Genomic DNA, 15,653 nt, shown 5'->3' with positions numbered 1-15,653 from the left:
AGAGCGACTGACATCGGTGTCGGAACCGCTTCCGGAACCGGTTCCGGCGCGGTGCGGCGAGTCAACCGCCCCCTCGTCCTGTCGTCAAGAGTTCACGCCCTGAACGCCCCGAACTACTCGGTGGCGCCACAACTCCGGCCCTGTGTTCAGGATTTGAATGCGTGACACCTTGACGACCGCCCCGACGCCCAGTTCACTCTCGACTCGACTCGGACGCGACCTGACGCCGCGCCGAGTCGATGCGGACCCGGCGCGCACCGGCTCGACCCGCGACCGGATTCTCGGACCTCCCCCACACCCTGCCGAGAAGGGCACCGACATGCTCCGTCCGACCCACGGGCCACAGGCCCCCCGCCGCTTGATGAGAACCCTCCTCGTCGGCGCACTCGCCGCCTCCGGACTCACCGCCCTCGGCGGCCTCTCCGCCGCCCCCGCGCAGGCCGCCGCCGAGCAGGTGAACGTCTGGCTGACCACCACCGACGACGCCGGCGGCCGCCATGTCACCCGCGGACTGCAGCAGCAGACCCCGATCACCCTCCAGGCCGGAAACGGCGGGGGCGGCACCACGCTCACCGTCGACGAGAGCACCCGCTACCAGACGTTCTCCGGGGGCGGCGCCTCCTTCACCGACACCGCCGCCTGGCTGATGAAGGGTTCCGGCGCGCTGTCCCAGGCCACCCGGGACGCGACGATGAGGAAGCTCTTCTCGCCGACCGACGGCATCGGCCTCTCCTTCGTGCGCAATCCGATGGGCGGCTCCGACCTGGCCCGCTTCGGCTACACGTACGACGACCTGCCGGCCGGTCAGACCGACCCCACCCTCGCGCGCTTCTCCCTCGCCCACGACCTCCAGGACGTCCTGCCGCTCACCAAACAGGCCAAGCAGCTCAATCCGGCGCTCTCCGTCGTCGCCTCGCCCTGGACCGCCCCCGCCTGGATGAAGGACAGCGGTCAGCTGAACGGCGGCTGGCTCAAGGCCGAGAACTACGGAACGTACGCCGACTACTTCGTGAAGTACCTCCAGGGCTGGCGCGACCAGGGCGCCCCGGTCGACTACGTCACCGCCCAGAACGAACCGACCTGCTGCTCCGGCTATCCCTCGATGAGCTGGAACGCCTCCGGTCTCGCGTACTTCACCAAGAGCGAGCTGCTGCCCAAGCTCCGGAACGCGGGCCTGCCCACCAAGGTCCTCGCCCACGACTGGAACTGGGACACCTACGAGGCGTACGCCGCCCAGACCGTCGACGACCCCGCCGTGCGCAGCCACCCGAACTTCGGCGGTGTCGCCTGGCACGGCTACGGCGGGAACGTCGCCAAGCAGACCGAGATCCACGACCGCTACCCGCAGCTGGACGCCTTCCAGACCGAGCACTCGGGCGGCACCTGGATCGAGAACCAGCAGCGTGAGGACATGACGAACATCATCGACTACACCCGCAACTGGGCGAAGTCGGTGACCAAGTGGTCCCTCGCGGTCGACCAGAACCGCGGCCCGCACAACGGCGGCTGCGGCACCTGCGACGGCCTGGTCACCGTCCACAACGGCGACGCCCGGCACGGCCAGGTCGACTACACGATCGAGTACTACACGATGGGCCACCTCACGAAGTTCGTACGGCCCGGAGCCCAGCGCATCGCCTCCACCGCCAGCCCGACCGTCCCCAACGTCGCCTGGCGCAACACCGACGGCTCGAAGGCCCTCATCGCGTACAACGACTCCACCACTGCGCGGCCCGTCACCGTCAACTGGGGCGCGCAGCACTACACGTACACGCTCCCCGGCAAGACGTCCGCCACCTTCACCTGGGCAGGCACGCAGAGCGCGACGCAGGGTCTCGTCGGCCTCGGGGGCAAGTGCCTCGACGTCGCGGGCGGTGCCGACGCGGACGGTACGCCCGTCCAGCTCTGGGACTGCAACGGCACGGCGGCCCAGCACTGGACCGTCCACCCCGACGGCACGGTAAGGGCGCTGGGCAAGTGCCTGGACGTGACCGCGGGTGCCACGTCGGACGGGGCCAAGGTCCAGTTGTACACCTGCAACGGCACGGGCGCCCAGAACTGGCGCCACGAAACCGCCTCCTCGGACCTCGTGAACGTGGCCTCCGGCAAGTGCCTGGACGCCTCGGACCACTCCACGGCGAACGGCACGCGAGCCCAGATCTGGGCCTGCACGGGAGCGGCCAACCAGAAGTGGCGCCTGACCTAGCGACGTACGAGTCCGTTCCGGGCCCCGGGGGCCTGGGGCAGTCGCCCCCCGGGGCCCCGCGGGATGTCGCCCCGGGGGCCCTCTAGGGTGAACGCCCATGACCGACCGCGTACTGGAACTGCTGCGTACCCGCCCCGACCTGGCCGAACTGGCGGCCTACCCCTTCAACTTCGACATCCAGCGGGCGTACCACGTGGAAGACGTCCATCTGGCGTCCGGCGCCTCGCTGGAGCCGATCGCGGGAGACGACACCGGCGGCACGTACTTCCTCTGCGGCGGCAGGGCCGTCCTTCACGCCTCCTCCGACGGGTACGCCTCACTGCTCGCCGACTCCGTGAGCGAGGCCCTCGAGATCCTTGTCCGGCTGCCCTGGTGGTGCGAGGACGTCTCCGCCGACCTGGACGAGGAAGGTCTGCTGGCCGCCGTACGGGAGGGAGACACCAACACCTATGAGGAGTCCGCCCCCGAGATCGACGCGCAGAGAAGGGCGTTGATCGCCGGCCTGGGACTTCCCGACCGGCCGCTCACCGAACTCCACGCCCTGTCCGAGGCGGCAACGAGGCGAACCGAGCCCGATCACCTGCTGCTCAACTCCTACGAGCTGTGCGCGTACCAGCTGGAGGAGCGCTACCGGCAGCCGCTGCGGGACATCGTCCTCGCCCCGGGGCGGGCGGCGCTGGAACGGATGCGCTCCGGTGATCTCGCCGTACGGGAGGAGGTGGCCGCGGATCCGGTTCTGCGCGCGGGGGTTCTGCGCGCGGCCGGCTCAGACCGTCACGAGGGCGATCTGCCGCACCTGCGCCTGCTCCTGGAGCAGGAGAACGCGGACCGGACAGAGCGTTCCGAGCGGTTCGAGGAGCGGTGGCTGGCCGCGACGCTGGTCGCCTCGTACGGGCGGGAGGCCGACGTTCCGCTGCTGCGCGCGGCAACGGCCGGCCAGATCACCGACATCGCGGAGGCCGTCGAGTGGGCGCGTGCCGAGGGGGGCCGACGTCCTGAGGACGACTTCACCTGGATCGACCTCGCACACCGGCAGGGACGGATCGAGAACGCACGGGTCGCCCTGATCCGCATGCTGGACGACACCGGCCCGGACGCGGACCGGCTCCGCCGGCTGAGCCGTGCCCTGGAGCACCTCGGCGACCATGCCCAGGCGGCACGTGGTCAGGCCGACCTCCTCTCCCTCCAGGACTCACCGCGGGACCGGGCCTCGGAGGCCTCCGTCCTCGCCCGCCTCGAACGCCACAAGGGCGACCTTCCGGCCGCCGCCCGCGCCCTGGAGAAGGCGCGGACGGCGCTGGACGAGTTCCCCGAGGGCCGTCGCCTCGGGCTCGGCCGGCTGGTCACGGAGCAGCACCTCGAACTGACCCTCGCCGCGGCGGAGGCGGGTCACACAGAACTCGCCCGGACGACGCTGGGAGACGCCAGGCGCCTGCTCGCCACCATCGCCGAGCGGTCGGTGAAGGCGCTCAGCGCCCTCTCCACGCAGGCCAAGTGGACCGTCGCCCGCCTTCCGTCCGGGAGCGCGTCGCGTGCGCTCCCGGACGGACCCGGGGCGAGTGGCGCCGGAGTCAGTTGACGAAGACGGGGGCGCCGGCCTGGGTGCTGTCCTGCACCGGTCCGTACTTGGCCGTGAAGTAGCCGTTCGCGGGGCAGGTGCCGGGCCCGGTGGCCTTGGTGAAGAGCTGGTTGGAGAAGGCGAGCGAGTTGTCGGCGTTCGACGGGGTCGCCGTCAGAGTCGTCGCCCGGTACACGCAGGTCGTCAGACCCAGGATCGTGTTGATCTTCAGCGTGGTCTGGATGGGACCGGTGCTGCCCGCGGTCACGGTGAGCGACCCGCCGGACGTGACAGCCGTGGTGTAGGGCAGGTTGTTGACCGTGATGCTCTGCACGCCGGTCGCCCCGAAGATGTTGGTCGTGCAGGTGCTCAGCGTGTGGGACGTCAGCGTCTCGGTCGCGGTCCCGGGCGCGGCGGGGTTGCTGGTCACGGTGGCGCTGAAGGCGGAGGCGTTGCAGGTGATGCCGGTGCTTCCGCCCGACGTGGTGGCGATCTTGGCGGTGGTGCCGGAGGCGAGCGAGGCGGCGAGGACGTCGCCGACCGCGACCGACGGGCCGCTCGCACTGCCGGTCGTCAGCACCGTGCCGGCCGCACCGGCCGGCTGGGTGACGGCCAGCACGGCGGCGACGGCCGCTCCGGCGGAGGCTAAGAAGGCACGCTTGTTCATGGTGGGGGTCCTTTCGTACCAGGGTGGCGAGGGGATGGCGGTGGTGGAACCCGGCTCTGCCCAGGGATGAGGGGACATCACCCGGTGCGGGCACGCGTGGGTGGCCGGCGGTGGCCGGTGGCGGGGGAAGAGCGCGGCTCGAAGGGGACAGGCAGAGCGAGTGGCGTCTCTTGTCGGGCCGATCCGGCGCCACGGATCGGCCCGACGATGTCGCGGGACGCGACGAGAGCGTGATACACGGTGCTGTGTGCGGTGCTGTCCGGTGTGCGGTGCCGGGCGGGTCCGCGTCCCCGGGGGACCGGACCGCCGACCGCACAACGAGAGGAAAACCCATCAGGGTTGTAAACCTGTCGAGTATGTGACGTCAACAGCCCTGGGGGGATGTGGCCGGTGAAGGGTGCTCGTCCGACCGAGGAGTGGCAGGCCCTGCCCGGCGCGCGTACGGGCCGCGACCCGGAACGCTCCCTGCGCCCGGGCCCCCGGCGTCTGACGCCGGAACAGGTGGCGTCGAGGCAGCGCGAGAGGCTGCTCGACGGGGTGGCCCGGATGGTGGCGGCGCACGGGTACGCCGGTGCCCGGATCAGCGACATCTGCCGGGCCGCCGGAGTGACCCGGCCCGTGTTCTACGCCCTGTTCACGGGCAAGGAGGACGCGGTACTCGCCGCGTACCGGAGTGGTACGCAGATGGTCGTACGGGCCATGCAGAGGCCGTACGAGGAGGCGGGCGGCGCGGCCTCCTGGCCGGCGGCGGTGCGGGCAGGACTCCGTACGATGCTGGCGCTGCTGTCGCAGACCCCGGCCTTCGCGCGGATGGTCGTCGAGATCGAGTCGGCGGGGCCCGCCGGGCGCCGTGCGCGGGCCGAACTTCTGGCCAGTTTCCGCCGGTTCTTCGTCGACGCTCCGCCCGCGCCGCCGGGGGTGGAGCGGGCGGAGCTGGTGGACACGGTCGTGGGGGCCGTCCACGCGGCGGTGCACCGCGCGGTCGACCAGGACCGCACCGGGCAGCTGCCGCGTCTGCTGGACACGCTGGTGCACGTTGTGGTCGCACCCTTCACGGGGAACGACGGCGCTGGTGCGTCCGGTGCGTCCGGTGCGACCAATGCGTCCGGTGCGTCCGGTGCGTCCAGTGGGGCTGATGTGGGCTCCTGTGCGTGACGTCCCGCACCTCACGCACCACCGACACCTTTCTACTGCACGGTAGTTGACTGGGCGGTAACGACGGGCTTACGGTCCAGGCGGTTCCCTGCCACGCGGCCGCCTCCGTGCACGAGACGTGAGGAAGACCCGGGCGGGTCGGGGGACCGTCCGCGCCAGGACACCACCGCCACCAGGTCTGTTCCCTCGCCATTGTCAGGAGCACCTCATGGCCATGTCCGAAGGCCCCGCCCTGCCCGAAGAGCCCACCCCCGCACCCTCCTTATCCCCGGCCGAGGAGGTACGGCGACGCGGCCGCGTCCGTTTCCGGCGCTCCGCCCTCATGGCGGCCCCCGCCTGTGCGATCGCCGCGACCCTCGTCGTACTGACGGCCCAGGGGGCCCTCGCCGCCCAGTTCGCCATCTCCGGCATGCCGTTCACGGTGAAGGCCGACACCCTCAAGGGCACCGGCTTCGGCCAGTTCGGGGCCCTGGACACCATGCCCGAAGGCAGCCCGAACGCCGGTGACACCGGTGGCCAGGTGCTGGTCATCGTCACCGCCATCCGCCAGGCCGAACTCACCAACCTCTGCCAGAGCGTGGAACTCGGCGGCACCCATCTGCGCATCACGGCGGGCAACCGGGGCACGCCGGTCAAGGCGACCGGTCTGACCACGGACTCCACCGAGATCTCCGGCAAGCTCGCCGCCTTCGACAACATCGAGATCGGCGGCGACGCCAGCACCTTCGACAAGCCACCCGTCAAGGGACCGCTCGGCGTCTTCGGTCAGCAGGCCGACACCGTCACCATCACCGACGTGCACCAGACCAACTACGCCACCACCGCCACCCGCTTCACTCTGCCCGACCTGCACATGAGCTTCGCGTCCGAGGGCTGCTGACGATGGCACCGGCGTCATCGGCCGGCCCGGCGGCCACAGGCCCCTCGGAGGGCGCCGGCAGGCACCCATGGCGCGCCTTCGGCCGATGGCGCCACCGCCGGCCCTTCGGGCCCGGGGTCATGATCATCCTCGGTGGTGGGGAGATCCTCCTCACCCAGCAGGCGAGCATCTCCGTGATCCTCGCGGCCGGGGCGGACAGTCTCGTCGGCTACGTCCTGCCGGTCATCATGATCGTGTGCGGGGCGCTGATCGTGCTCAACCCACGCCAGCGCCTCTTCTACTCGGTCGTCGCGGTCCTGGCCTCGCTCGCGACCTGGGTCACCTCGAATCTCGGCGGGTTCTTCATCGGGCTGCTCCTCGGCCTCGTCGGCAGCTCACTCGCCTTCGGCTGGCTCCCCGACCAGCCCCCGCGCCGCCGTCTGCGCCTGCTCCTCACGCGTCGCCGCAAGGAGGCGTAGACGCGGCGAGGCCGTCCCGGCGCCCATCGGCGCCGGGACGGCCTCGTACGGTGCTGCCGACTCCGGGGAGAGGACGGACCGGACCGGTCAGTCGGTGCCGGACTCCATCGCGGCCCGGTCCAGCAGCTCCTCGATGCCGGACACCTCACCGCGCGAGGCGATGGCCTCGGCGCCGCCCTGCGGCATCGTGCCGATCAGACCGGTCGCGGCCGCCTGGGCCGCGCCGATGGCCGGGTTGGCGGTGCCGATCAGGCCGAGACCGGCGTACTGCTCCAGCTTGGCGCGCGAGTCGGCGATGTCGAGGTTGCGCATGGTGAGCTGGCCGATCCGGTCCACCGGACCGAACGCGGAGTCCTCGGTGCGCTCCATGGACAGCTTGTCCGGGTGGTAGCTGAAGGCAGGGCCCGTGGTGTCGAGGATCGAGTAGTCCTCGCCTCGCCGCAGCCGCAGGGTGACCTCACCGGTGACCGCCGCGCCGACCCACCGCTGCAGCGACTCGCGGATCATCAGCGCCTGCGGGTCGAGCCAGCGGCCCTCGTACATCAACCGGCCGAGCCGCCTGCCCTCGTTGTGGTACTGCGCGAGGGTGTCCTCGTTGTGGATGGCGTTGACGAGGCGTTCGTACGCCGCGTGCAGCAGGGCCATGCCGGGCGCTTCGTAGATGCCGCGGCTCTTGGCCTCGATGATCCGGTTCTCGATCTGGTCGGACATGCCCATGCCGTGGCGGCCGCCGATGGCGTTGGCCTCCATGACCAGGCTGACGGGGGAGGAGAACTCCTTGCCGTTGATCGACACCGGCCGGCCCTGGTCGAACCCGATCGTCACGTCCTCGGCGGCGATCTCCACCGACGGGTCCCAGAACCGGACGCCCATGATGGGCTCCACGGTCTCCACACCGGTGTCGAGGTGCTCCAGGATCTTCGCCTCGTGGGTGGCGCCCCAGATGTTGGCGTCCGTCGAGTACGCCTTCTCGGTGCTGTCCCGGTAGGGCAGGCCGTGGGCCAGCAGCCACTCGGACATCTCCGTACGGCCACCGAGCTCGGTCACGAAGTCCGCGTCGAGCCACGGCTTGTAGATCCGCAGGTGCGGGTTGGCGAGCAGCCCGTACCGGTAGAACCGCTCGATGTCGTTGCCCTTGAAGGTCGAGCCGTCGCCCCAGATCTGCACGTCGTCCTCGAGCATCGCCCGCACGAGGAGAGTGCCCGTGACGGCGCGGCCGAGCGGCGTGGTGTTGAAGTAGGCCCGACCACCGGAGCGGATGTGGAACGCCCCGCAGGTGAGCGCGGCCAGACCCTCCTCGACCAGCGCCGCACGGCAGTCGACCAGCCGGGCGATCTCGGCGCCGTAGGTCTTGGCGCGGCCGGGCACGGAGGCGATGTCGGGCTCGTCGTACTGCCCGATGTCGGCGGTGTACGTGCACGGGACGGCGCCCTTGTCACGCATCCACGCGACGGCGACCGACGTGTCGAGCCCGCCCGAGAAGGCGATTCCGACGCGCTCGCCGGAAGGAAGGGAGGTGAGGACCTTAGACATAGGAAGAGTATGCATAATCTCGCATGATCATGCAAAGTCACCTCCTGAACCTGAGAGTGTCGCGCCGGGAGAGGGCCAGGGTCAGCACGGTCGTGGCCGTCGTGGCCCCGAGCACGCCGCCCGCCAGGACGTCGCCCGGATAGTGGACTCCCGTGTGGACGCGGGAGTAGCCGACGGCGCAGGCGAGGGCCGTGAGGGGCAGGGCTGCGGGGGGCAGGACGTAGCCGACGGCAGCCGCGAAGGCCACTGCGGAGGCCGTGTGCCCGGACGGGAAGGAGGCCGAGGTCGGCATGGGGACGTGCCGGTCGATGACGACCCTGGCCGCCTCGCGGTCGGGGCGGGACCGCCGTACGAGCCGCTTGCCGAGGAGATTCGCCGTGGCGGAGGCCACGGCCACCGCTCCGACACCGAGGACGGCGGCGCGCCGCGGCCGGCCGGGGACCAGGGCGAGCGCGGCGGCGATACCGAAAGAGATCTTGGAATGGTCGGCCGCGGCAGACAGCCGCCGCAGGCGCGGGTCCAGGGTCGGCGTGGGTGTCGCGGCGACGGCGGCGTAGACCGCGCCGTCGATCGCCCGGAGATCGGCGATGACAGCGGTCACGCCGTCCGTGAACCGCCGCCCCGCACGGCGGGCCTTCTCGGCTCGTGCCACTTCCTGCTCGTGTGCTTCCCTCATCACCCTCTGCTCTCGTCGATGGCTCCGCCCCTCCGTTCCCGATCCCGCTCAGTGACGTCTCTCGCCTCCCCGGAAGGCCAGCGAGAGGACGCGGCGCCAGTCGACGGGAGGCGAGACCGGGGGCGCGCCGGGGCGACCGCGCGGCACACGCACCCGGAGCGCCCGACGGCGGACGGTGCACGTCACCGGCACGGGCAGCGTGATCGCTTCGCCGTCGACGGCGACGGGAATGGTGGTCTCGACGTCACAGGTGACCTCGACGCGGTGGGCGGTCAGGACGTTCAGACTGTCGGACTGCGAGCCTCGCAGCGCGACGTCCGCCGCCTGCGCCGCGCTCTCCACGCGGAGCCCGATGACTCCCAGCGTCCCGTGGTCCAGGCGCGGCCGGCGACCGCCCGCCAGGGGATCGGGCCGGGCGTACGCGTTGTTGCTGACCAGGATGGCCTGCTGGGAGGTCAGACGCTCCTTGTCGGCGGTGGCATCCAGGCGCGGGCCGGACTCGTGCAGCAGGTCGGGCATGACGTCCAGAGCTGTCTCCGCCTTGGCGTCGCGGTACTCGGGGCGCTCCACGACCCCCGCGTACACCCCGAACGACACGGTGTTCACGAACGGCCGGCCGTCCACGCTGCCGAGATCGACGCGGACCTCCTCGCCGTCCGTCAGCGCCTCCAGCGCCAGGGACGGATCGTTGCGGTCGAGACCGAGGTCCATGGCGAAATGGTTGCGCGTGCCCGCGGGGATCACCAGGAACGCCACGTCGTGCTCGGCGGCGACCGCCGCGACCTGGGCCTGCGTGCCGTCGCCGCCCGCGACTCCGAGCAGATCCGCCCCCTCGGAAACGGCCTCGCGGGCCAGCGCCGTGACGTCGAAGCGTCCGGACGGCTCCAGCAGCACCACTCGGGCGCCGAGCCGCTCGGCCTTCTCGACGAGCTCGAACCGCTCGACCTTGCCGCCACCCGAGGCGGGGTTCATCAGGATCACGGGCTTCCGGGGAGGCCGCCGGGGCTCCGCCCGCATGACATGACGGGCGTGCGGCCGCCGCAGAGCCGTCCGCGCACAGGCCGCCGCCACGCTCCACAGACCGACCGCGATGAGCGCGGTCACCCACAGCCCGCCCCGTACGTACAGCACGACCAGACCCACGGGCGCGCCGACCATCAGCACGACGCCGAGCCACCGCCGCGGTCCGCGGTGGGCCAGCGTCCACCAGATGCCCGCGGCCGACACGATCAGCGCGGCGAGACCGCTCACGACGATCAGGAGCCCCCCGCCGTCGAACCCCAGGAGCAGCACGACGACCGCCGCCACGACGGCCACCACGGCCCCTCGGGCCCACCACGGGGCCGCACGCCCCGAGGCGTCGGCACCACTCGCCCCCACTGCCATCGTCCCCACCTCACTGGCCGCCAGGCCTCCGCACCGTCATCACGCCAGCCTTCCCGCACCGGCGCCCCGCCAACGCACCGACGGACCCGTCCGGGTGACGCCGGAACCAGGTCCACTCTGCCGGTCCGGCGAAGAACCGGCAGCCGGGAACGACGACGGGTACGTCGCATGCCCCGCCCGGAGACGCGTACACCCGCCCGGACCTGGGGCTGGGTGTTGATCGGGGGCTCGTCGGGGCTCGGTGGGGGGGGCCGGCGGGGCCCGGCGGGGGCGAGACGCGGATGCGCTAGGTACGCGGCTCCTCCATGACGAGGCCCGAGCCTACGAGCTGCCGTGCTCCCGCTCGTGGACGACGGCCGAGACGAGAACGCGCCTTCCGCGGGCACGGCCCGCTCACGGCAGTACGGGTCTCACCCCCGGCATGGAGGGGAGCGCCGAGCCGCGCTCGAAGGTCGGTCAGGCCGGCCCCGGCCGGGAGGAGGCGTCGATCTCCTCCTGGAGCGCCCGAGCCTCTGCTTCGAGCTCCGCGATCCGGGCCTCACGCTGATCCGCCACCGCCGTGATGCGCGCCGTCTCCGCGGCGATCACCTCACACGCCAGCTCGACGGCGGCGTCCAGCTCCTCGTCGCCTGCGACGGCGGCGTAGTCCTCCAGCGCACGCTTCACGGCGTCGGAGCCTCCGCGTGCGTAGATCTGCTGGAGAGTCTGCTGGTCAAGCCGGTCCGTCACGATCAGGTACTGCCTTTCGGTCAACGCGCCCCGGGCAAGGGAGAGGTCACGCTACCGGTTGCAGGCGTGCGACCGGTATCCGGCGGGTCGCCCCGTGCTTCGGCCCGGCCCCAGGTCGAACCGTCGCGGCTACGGCAGAATCGAGTCCACGTATCCGCCGTCCACGCGCAGTGCGCCGCCGGTCGTCGCCGAAGCCTGGTCGGAAGCGAGGTAGACGACCATGTGGGCGATCTCCTCGGGTTCGATGAGCCTCTGCACCAGCGACTGCGGCCTGTGCTCCCGCATGAACGCCCGCTGAGCTTCGTCCCACGGCAGGTCACGGTCGACGAGCTCGTACACGAAGTCCTCCACACCGCCCGTGTGGGTGGGCCCGGCGATCACCGAGTTGACGGTGACACCTGTCCCGGCCGCCTGCTTGGCGAAACCGCGCGTGACGGACAGCAGCGCGGTCTTGGACATGCCGTAGTGGATCATCTCGGCGGGGACGACGACCGCCGAGTCACTGGCGATGTTCTGGATCCGGCCCCACCCGCGCTCGCTCATACCGGGCAGGTACTGACGGATCAGCCGTACCGCCGACAGCACGTTCACCTCGAAGTACCGGCGCCACTCCTCGTCACTGATCTCCAAGGGTTCGGCCGGTCCGAAGATGCCGAGACTGTTCACCAGGATGTCCACCTCGGGCAGCACGTCGCCGACAAGACGGGCGCCCTCCTCGGTCGTGACATCGGCGACGACCGCCACCGGCGCCGCGCCCGTCGCCTCGCGCCGCACGCCGGCGACGGCCCGCTCCACCCGCTCGCGCGTCCGCCCGTTCACTCCCACGCGCGCCCCGGCGCGGGCCAGCCCGGTGGCAATGGCGGCACCGATCCCCTGAGTGGATCCGGTGACCAGCGCGGTACGTCCCGTCAGATCGATGCGCATGAGCGGACCTGTCCTCGCAGCTCGAGAATGGCGACCGGTCGGTCGTGATCAAGGCTATGCGCTGTCGGCACGCTGAGTGATGACCGAGGCCGTCGCGTCAGCTGGGGAAGTTGCCCGAAAGGACCAGCCGTACCAGCACGCTCAACGAACAGAGCGGCTGAGTTCGATGCTGCCCGCAGCGGCCGGACTCCTGGCCGCGAGCTGCGCCGGCGCAGAGTCAAGTTCGTGCACGAGTAGGCAGCAACCAGCACCGGACTGTCCACAGGGCGCAAGCTGCATGGCCGGCCCCGCCGCATCGGACCTGTACTTCGCGACACAGTGTGGTTCGCTGCCCGCAGCTGCGCTTCCTTCTACCCGACGACGACTCCGTCGGTCGTTTCCCTTAGCCGGCATGGCCGCTGTGACGTGCGAGAGCAGACGGCGTCGTCAAGAGAGTTGAAGGGGCGTGACGGCACGGGCGCGGGCGCCCTCCTTGTGTCAGGCCTGGAGCGCCTCGTCGAAGTGGAACTCGGCGGACTGTCATCGACCTCGCCCGGCCAAGGAGGCCTGATTTCCTCGGCGTTCATGACTGAGCGGAACCAACTTCGCTCGACCGAGGCCGCGTGCCGCAACAGGCCCAAAGCGTCAGCCTCGACGCCTTTCTCGATGGCGGCTGCGTGCCGCCGCCCCACGGTGTCTCGGATCGGTGCACGCGGGTTCGGCCAGAGAGGATGCGGTCGGCGGATTTTCCACGCGGTGCATCAGATCCTGATGCATGTTGTGCAGGAGACAACCGAGCGGTAGGTCGGCACCACATAGCGCCTACGCCCGCGCCGGGGCGGGGAACGCGGGCAGGGCGGAGCCGTGCCGTGCCGTCCGGGACTCAGCGCCTGATGATGACGTAGATCCTTTCTGGTTCGCGAAGCGCCACCATGGCTCCCGAGATCAAGCACGCGATAAAGGAAACCAGCATTCCCCATGGCGTCCACGTAGCGATCGAGATGACCAGTCCGAGGACGCTGAGTCCCAGAAGGAACGGGGACAGCCACACGAGCAGGCCCAGGATAAAGAATCCGATGACAATGTCGAGCCAGAGCATGCCGGTCATCTGAGTCCCCCATAGTTCTTCACGTTCGCCACCTCATCGTATAACCCGGTGTGACCGGACTCTTCCGCCAACGGTAGGGGCGGGAGTAGTGCCAAGGCGCCCAGCGAGTCCAGGGCCGTCTCTCCATGCTGAAGTTCCCACAGGATCCAGTCCTGAAGTCTCTCCAGTGGTGCGATGGCCTCGGTGCCGCAGGCGACCCCTGCGAAGCAGTCGACGATCCTGTTCCACCAGTCAGGTTGGACTCGCGACGTCACTAGACCCAGCTACTCCCTGCGCTTGCGCTGCCGATGATCTGCTCCTCGAGCTGGCGCTCTCGTTCACCGCTTAGTCCAGGGGACGACAATAGCCTATATCGTCGTGGTGACGATAATGGGGAAGAGGGCTTACTGGACGGGTAGTTCATTGTGTGGCGCAGGAGGGTGGCTGTCGTCGTTCGACCAGAGGGAAGCGTGCCCGCCGGCACCTGAAGGTCCCTGCGGCCGCCGTCTCGTCGAAGCCTGCTGACGGCTAGGTCACCTCGATGCCTGCCCGCTCGGCCAGGACCAGCGTCGTGGCAACGAAGCCGTCACGGGCAGGGGCAGCGATGGCTGCGTGACTCGTTCTTCCGTGCCACGGGGCCATGGCGCGACGAACAGCTTGAACACGAGAGCCTCGATCCGGCACCCGTCAGCCTGCGTGGGTCCGACGTCGGACGGCAGCCCCGATTCGGCTTGGTAGCCATTCACCTGGCTCATGGAGGGCCGGGAGGCTCCGCAGTCCGGAACGGTCTAGAAGAGGCTGACGCGCGTGTGCTCGAGGTGTTCGAGGATCTCTCGCAACCACGGACTACGGACGTCCGGGAGTCGAACCAGGGTGTGGCGGAGGACGCTCTCATCGGGCCGGAACACGTGCTGGGGACGTGGTGCGGGCGGGTCGTCGCGCAGGACGCCGGCGGGCATGCCGCCCGACGCAGGAAGCGGAAGGTGAGGCTTCGGGAAAGCCAGCGACAGCCACACCCCGAACGGCAGAGGCACGGGGTATGCCGCAGTCGCCGGGGCGCCCGGGGTCCACGTCTGTCCGGTCTGCGGATGGGCCGGTACGAGGGCGATGTCAGCGTCAGCGTCGGGTGCAGGCAGGCCTGGTCCGGCCAGAACGGCGCGCCGTGTCCGCGGGCCCGAGGGCAGCAGGGCATCGAGCGTGCGTTGGAACACTTTCTTGCTCAGACCGTCGGGGACGGTCACCGGCCGCCCTTCCGAGGCTGCCAACAGGTGAGCAAGTGCCCGGCCGACCGCGGCCTCCCACTGCGGGCTCCACGACCAGAAGTGGTCCGTGCCGGTCTGGGGCCCCCACGTGGCGATCGGCTCGAACGACGGCGTGGGCTTCTCTTCCTTCAACAGCTCTGCCCAGCTGAGGGGCACGGAGTCCCCGCTGTCGACCAGATGGCGGCGCACGGCATGGGGCGCCAGCCATACCGCCTGCCAGAGTGAGCAGTCGTCGATCCTGCTCGCCACCGGCATGCCACACGCCTCGCAGGCCATGTTGGGGCCGTCTGTGCCGTCGAGCCCGCAGCAGTTGCCGCCGGCCCTCTCCGGAATCAACACGGTGCCGCGGGCGTCGCCGGGTGCGATGACGATCGAACCGGGGGCACCGTAGGAGAGCGCACGAACCGGTGCGTAGATGCCGCGGGCCACCGCCTCGCCTGGAGGGATCTCCTCCCATCGCCGCCACGGCGGCCCCCAGGGTTCAGGATCCTCGGCGAACGTGCCCGGCTTCATGAGGACCGGGAGCTGAAGCCCGTTCCCGTACGTCTGATGAGCGTGCGCCGGCAGGGCGACCCGGGACAACGGGGCGCTCAGCTCGGCGCCGCATCCCGCACACAAGAAAACGAACAAATGCCCTCCGATGGCGATTCGGAGGGCATCGTTGCAGTTCGTGGGCAGACCGGCCAACGTGTTTTGAGCGCACTGCGAGCCCTCACGCCCGCCTACGGCCGGTGCGCGCGTCCTACGCGATGGGTCCCACCACGAACATCCCCGCCGTGTCGGTCGTTTCCAGCAGGCGCAACAGCTGATGGCAGGGCGCCCCGAGCCGGAGAGTGTGACCGAACGCCATGGCATGGCGGCGGGCGTCCAAGAGCACGTTGAGGCCCGAGGAGTCGCAGAACGACGAATGCCTGAGATCGAGGACAACGTCGGCCCGGGGTGGGGCCTGAGCGATTTCCGTGAACAGTGTCGTTCGGACCTCGTCCGCGTGATGCATGTCCAGCTCACCAGTCACATGCACGACGTGGGCTTGCGGAGATGCCTCGGCCCGGCGGTCCGTATGTTCCTCGTACGTGGTTCTCACGACGTTCACCTCGATCGCCCTGCGGCTGCCCAGGTCCGGCCGTGGTATGCGACAGACCCGCACCTGGCG

At 70.4% G+C, this 15,653-nt stretch carries 14 protein-coding genes; 5 read left to right on the top strand and 9 right to left on the bottom strand.

Features of this window, described 5'->3' with window-relative positions:
- Nucleotides 1-361 precede the first annotated feature (361 nt).
- Nucleotides 362-2,206, top strand: coding sequence for a ricin-type beta-trefoil lectin domain protein (locus ACZ3IJ_RS09540; protein ID WP_467467110.1), 1,845 nt, complete (start codon nt 362-364; stop codon nt 2,204-2,206).
- A gap of 97 nt (nt 2,207-2,303) precedes the next feature.
- Nucleotides 2,304-3,785, top strand: a complete 1,482-nt coding sequence (locus ACZ3IJ_RS09535; RefSeq protein WP_467467109.1) for a hypothetical protein — start codon at nt 2,304-2,306, stop codon at nt 3,783-3,785.
- On the opposite strand, the gene ACZ3IJ_RS09530 is transcribed toward ACZ3IJ_RS09535, so the two are convergent.
- Entirely contained in the window at nt 3,778-4,431 is a 654-nt protein-coding gene (locus tag ACZ3IJ_RS09530; RefSeq protein WP_467467108.1) for a Tat pathway signal sequence domain protein, read from the bottom strand. The two genes, ACZ3IJ_RS09535 and ACZ3IJ_RS09530, sit on opposite strands and share 8 nt — an antisense overlap.
- Before the next feature lie 390 nt (nt 4,432-4,821).
- Between ACZ3IJ_RS09530 and ACZ3IJ_RS09525 the strand changes: the two genes are divergently transcribed.
- From ACZ3IJ_RS09525 to ACZ3IJ_RS09515, 3 genes are all read left to right on the top strand, one after another.
- The gene (locus ACZ3IJ_RS09525; protein ID WP_467467107.1) at nt 4,822-5,586 is read left to right on the top strand and encodes a TetR/AcrR family transcriptional regulator; all 765 of its coding nucleotides are present in this window, start codon (nt 4,822-4,824) and stop codon (nt 5,584-5,586) included.
- A gap of 208 nt (nt 5,587-5,794) precedes the next feature.
- Nucleotides 5,795-6,466 carry a DUF6230 family protein gene (locus ACZ3IJ_RS09520; RefSeq protein ID WP_467467106.1) on the top strand — a complete coding sequence of 224 codons (672 nt, stop codon included), beginning with the start codon at nt 5,795-5,797 and terminating at the stop codon, nt 6,464-6,466.
- A gap of 119 nt (nt 6,467-6,585) precedes the next feature.
- Complete coding sequence (locus ACZ3IJ_RS09515; protein WP_467467105.1) at nt 6,586-6,924, top strand: DUF6114 domain-containing protein; 339 nt, start codon at nt 6,586-6,588, stop codon at nt 6,922-6,924.
- Nucleotides 6,925-7,011: 87 nt separating this feature from the next.
- Here the strand turns inward: ACZ3IJ_RS09515 and argG are convergent, their stop codons facing one another.
- The 8 genes from argG to ACZ3IJ_RS09475 all read right to left on the bottom strand — a co-directional run bounded on the left by argG (nt 7,012) and on the right by ACZ3IJ_RS09475 (nt 15,584).
- Complete coding sequence (argG, locus tag ACZ3IJ_RS09510; protein WP_391801875.1) at nt 7,012-8,457, bottom strand: argininosuccinate synthase; 1,446 nt, start codon at nt 8,455-8,457, stop codon at nt 7,012-7,014.
- Between the two features lie 37 nt (nt 8,458-8,494).
- The gene (locus ACZ3IJ_RS09505) at nt 8,495-9,133 is read right to left on the bottom strand and encodes a phosphatase PAP2 family protein (RefSeq protein WP_467467104.1); all 639 of its coding nucleotides are present in this window, start codon (nt 9,131-9,133) and stop codon (nt 8,495-8,497) included.
- Nucleotides 9,134-9,181: 48 nt separating this feature from the next.
- Nucleotides 9,182-10,519 (bottom strand): diacylglycerol/lipid kinase family protein, encoded by a 1,338-nt coding sequence (locus tag ACZ3IJ_RS09500; protein WP_467467103.1) that lies wholly within the window; start codon nt 10,517-10,519, stop codon nt 9,182-9,184.
- A 456-nt stretch (nt 10,520-10,975) separates the two neighbouring features.
- Nucleotides 10,976-11,248, bottom strand: coding sequence for a hypothetical protein (locus tag ACZ3IJ_RS09495; protein ID WP_467467102.1), 273 nt, complete (start codon nt 11,246-11,248; stop codon nt 10,976-10,978).
- A 129-nt stretch (nt 11,249-11,377) separates the two neighbouring features.
- Entirely contained in the window at nt 11,378-12,172 is a 795-nt protein-coding gene (locus ACZ3IJ_RS09490; RefSeq protein WP_467467101.1) for an SDR family NAD(P)-dependent oxidoreductase, read from the bottom strand.
- 862 nt (nt 12,173-13,034) lie between these two features.
- Nucleotides 13,035-13,259 (bottom strand): hypothetical protein, encoded by a 225-nt coding sequence (locus tag ACZ3IJ_RS09485; RefSeq protein WP_467467100.1) that lies wholly within the window; start codon nt 13,257-13,259, stop codon nt 13,035-13,037.
- Between the two features lie 767 nt (nt 13,260-14,026).
- Complete coding sequence (locus ACZ3IJ_RS09480) at nt 14,027-15,130, bottom strand: hypothetical protein (protein WP_467467658.1); 1,104 nt, start codon at nt 15,128-15,130, stop codon at nt 14,027-14,029.
- A 112-nt stretch (nt 15,131-15,242) separates the two neighbouring features.
- Nucleotides 15,243-15,584, bottom strand: a complete 342-nt coding sequence (locus tag ACZ3IJ_RS09475) for an STAS domain-containing protein (RefSeq protein WP_467467099.1) — start codon at nt 15,582-15,584, stop codon at nt 15,243-15,245.
- Between the last annotated feature and the right edge of the window lie 69 nt (nt 15,585-15,653).

This window comes from Streptomyces sp. NPDC013317 (assembly GCF_055563155.1).
Note: the sequence above shows the minus strand (reverse complement) of the source record. Positions and strands in the feature narration are given on the sequence as shown.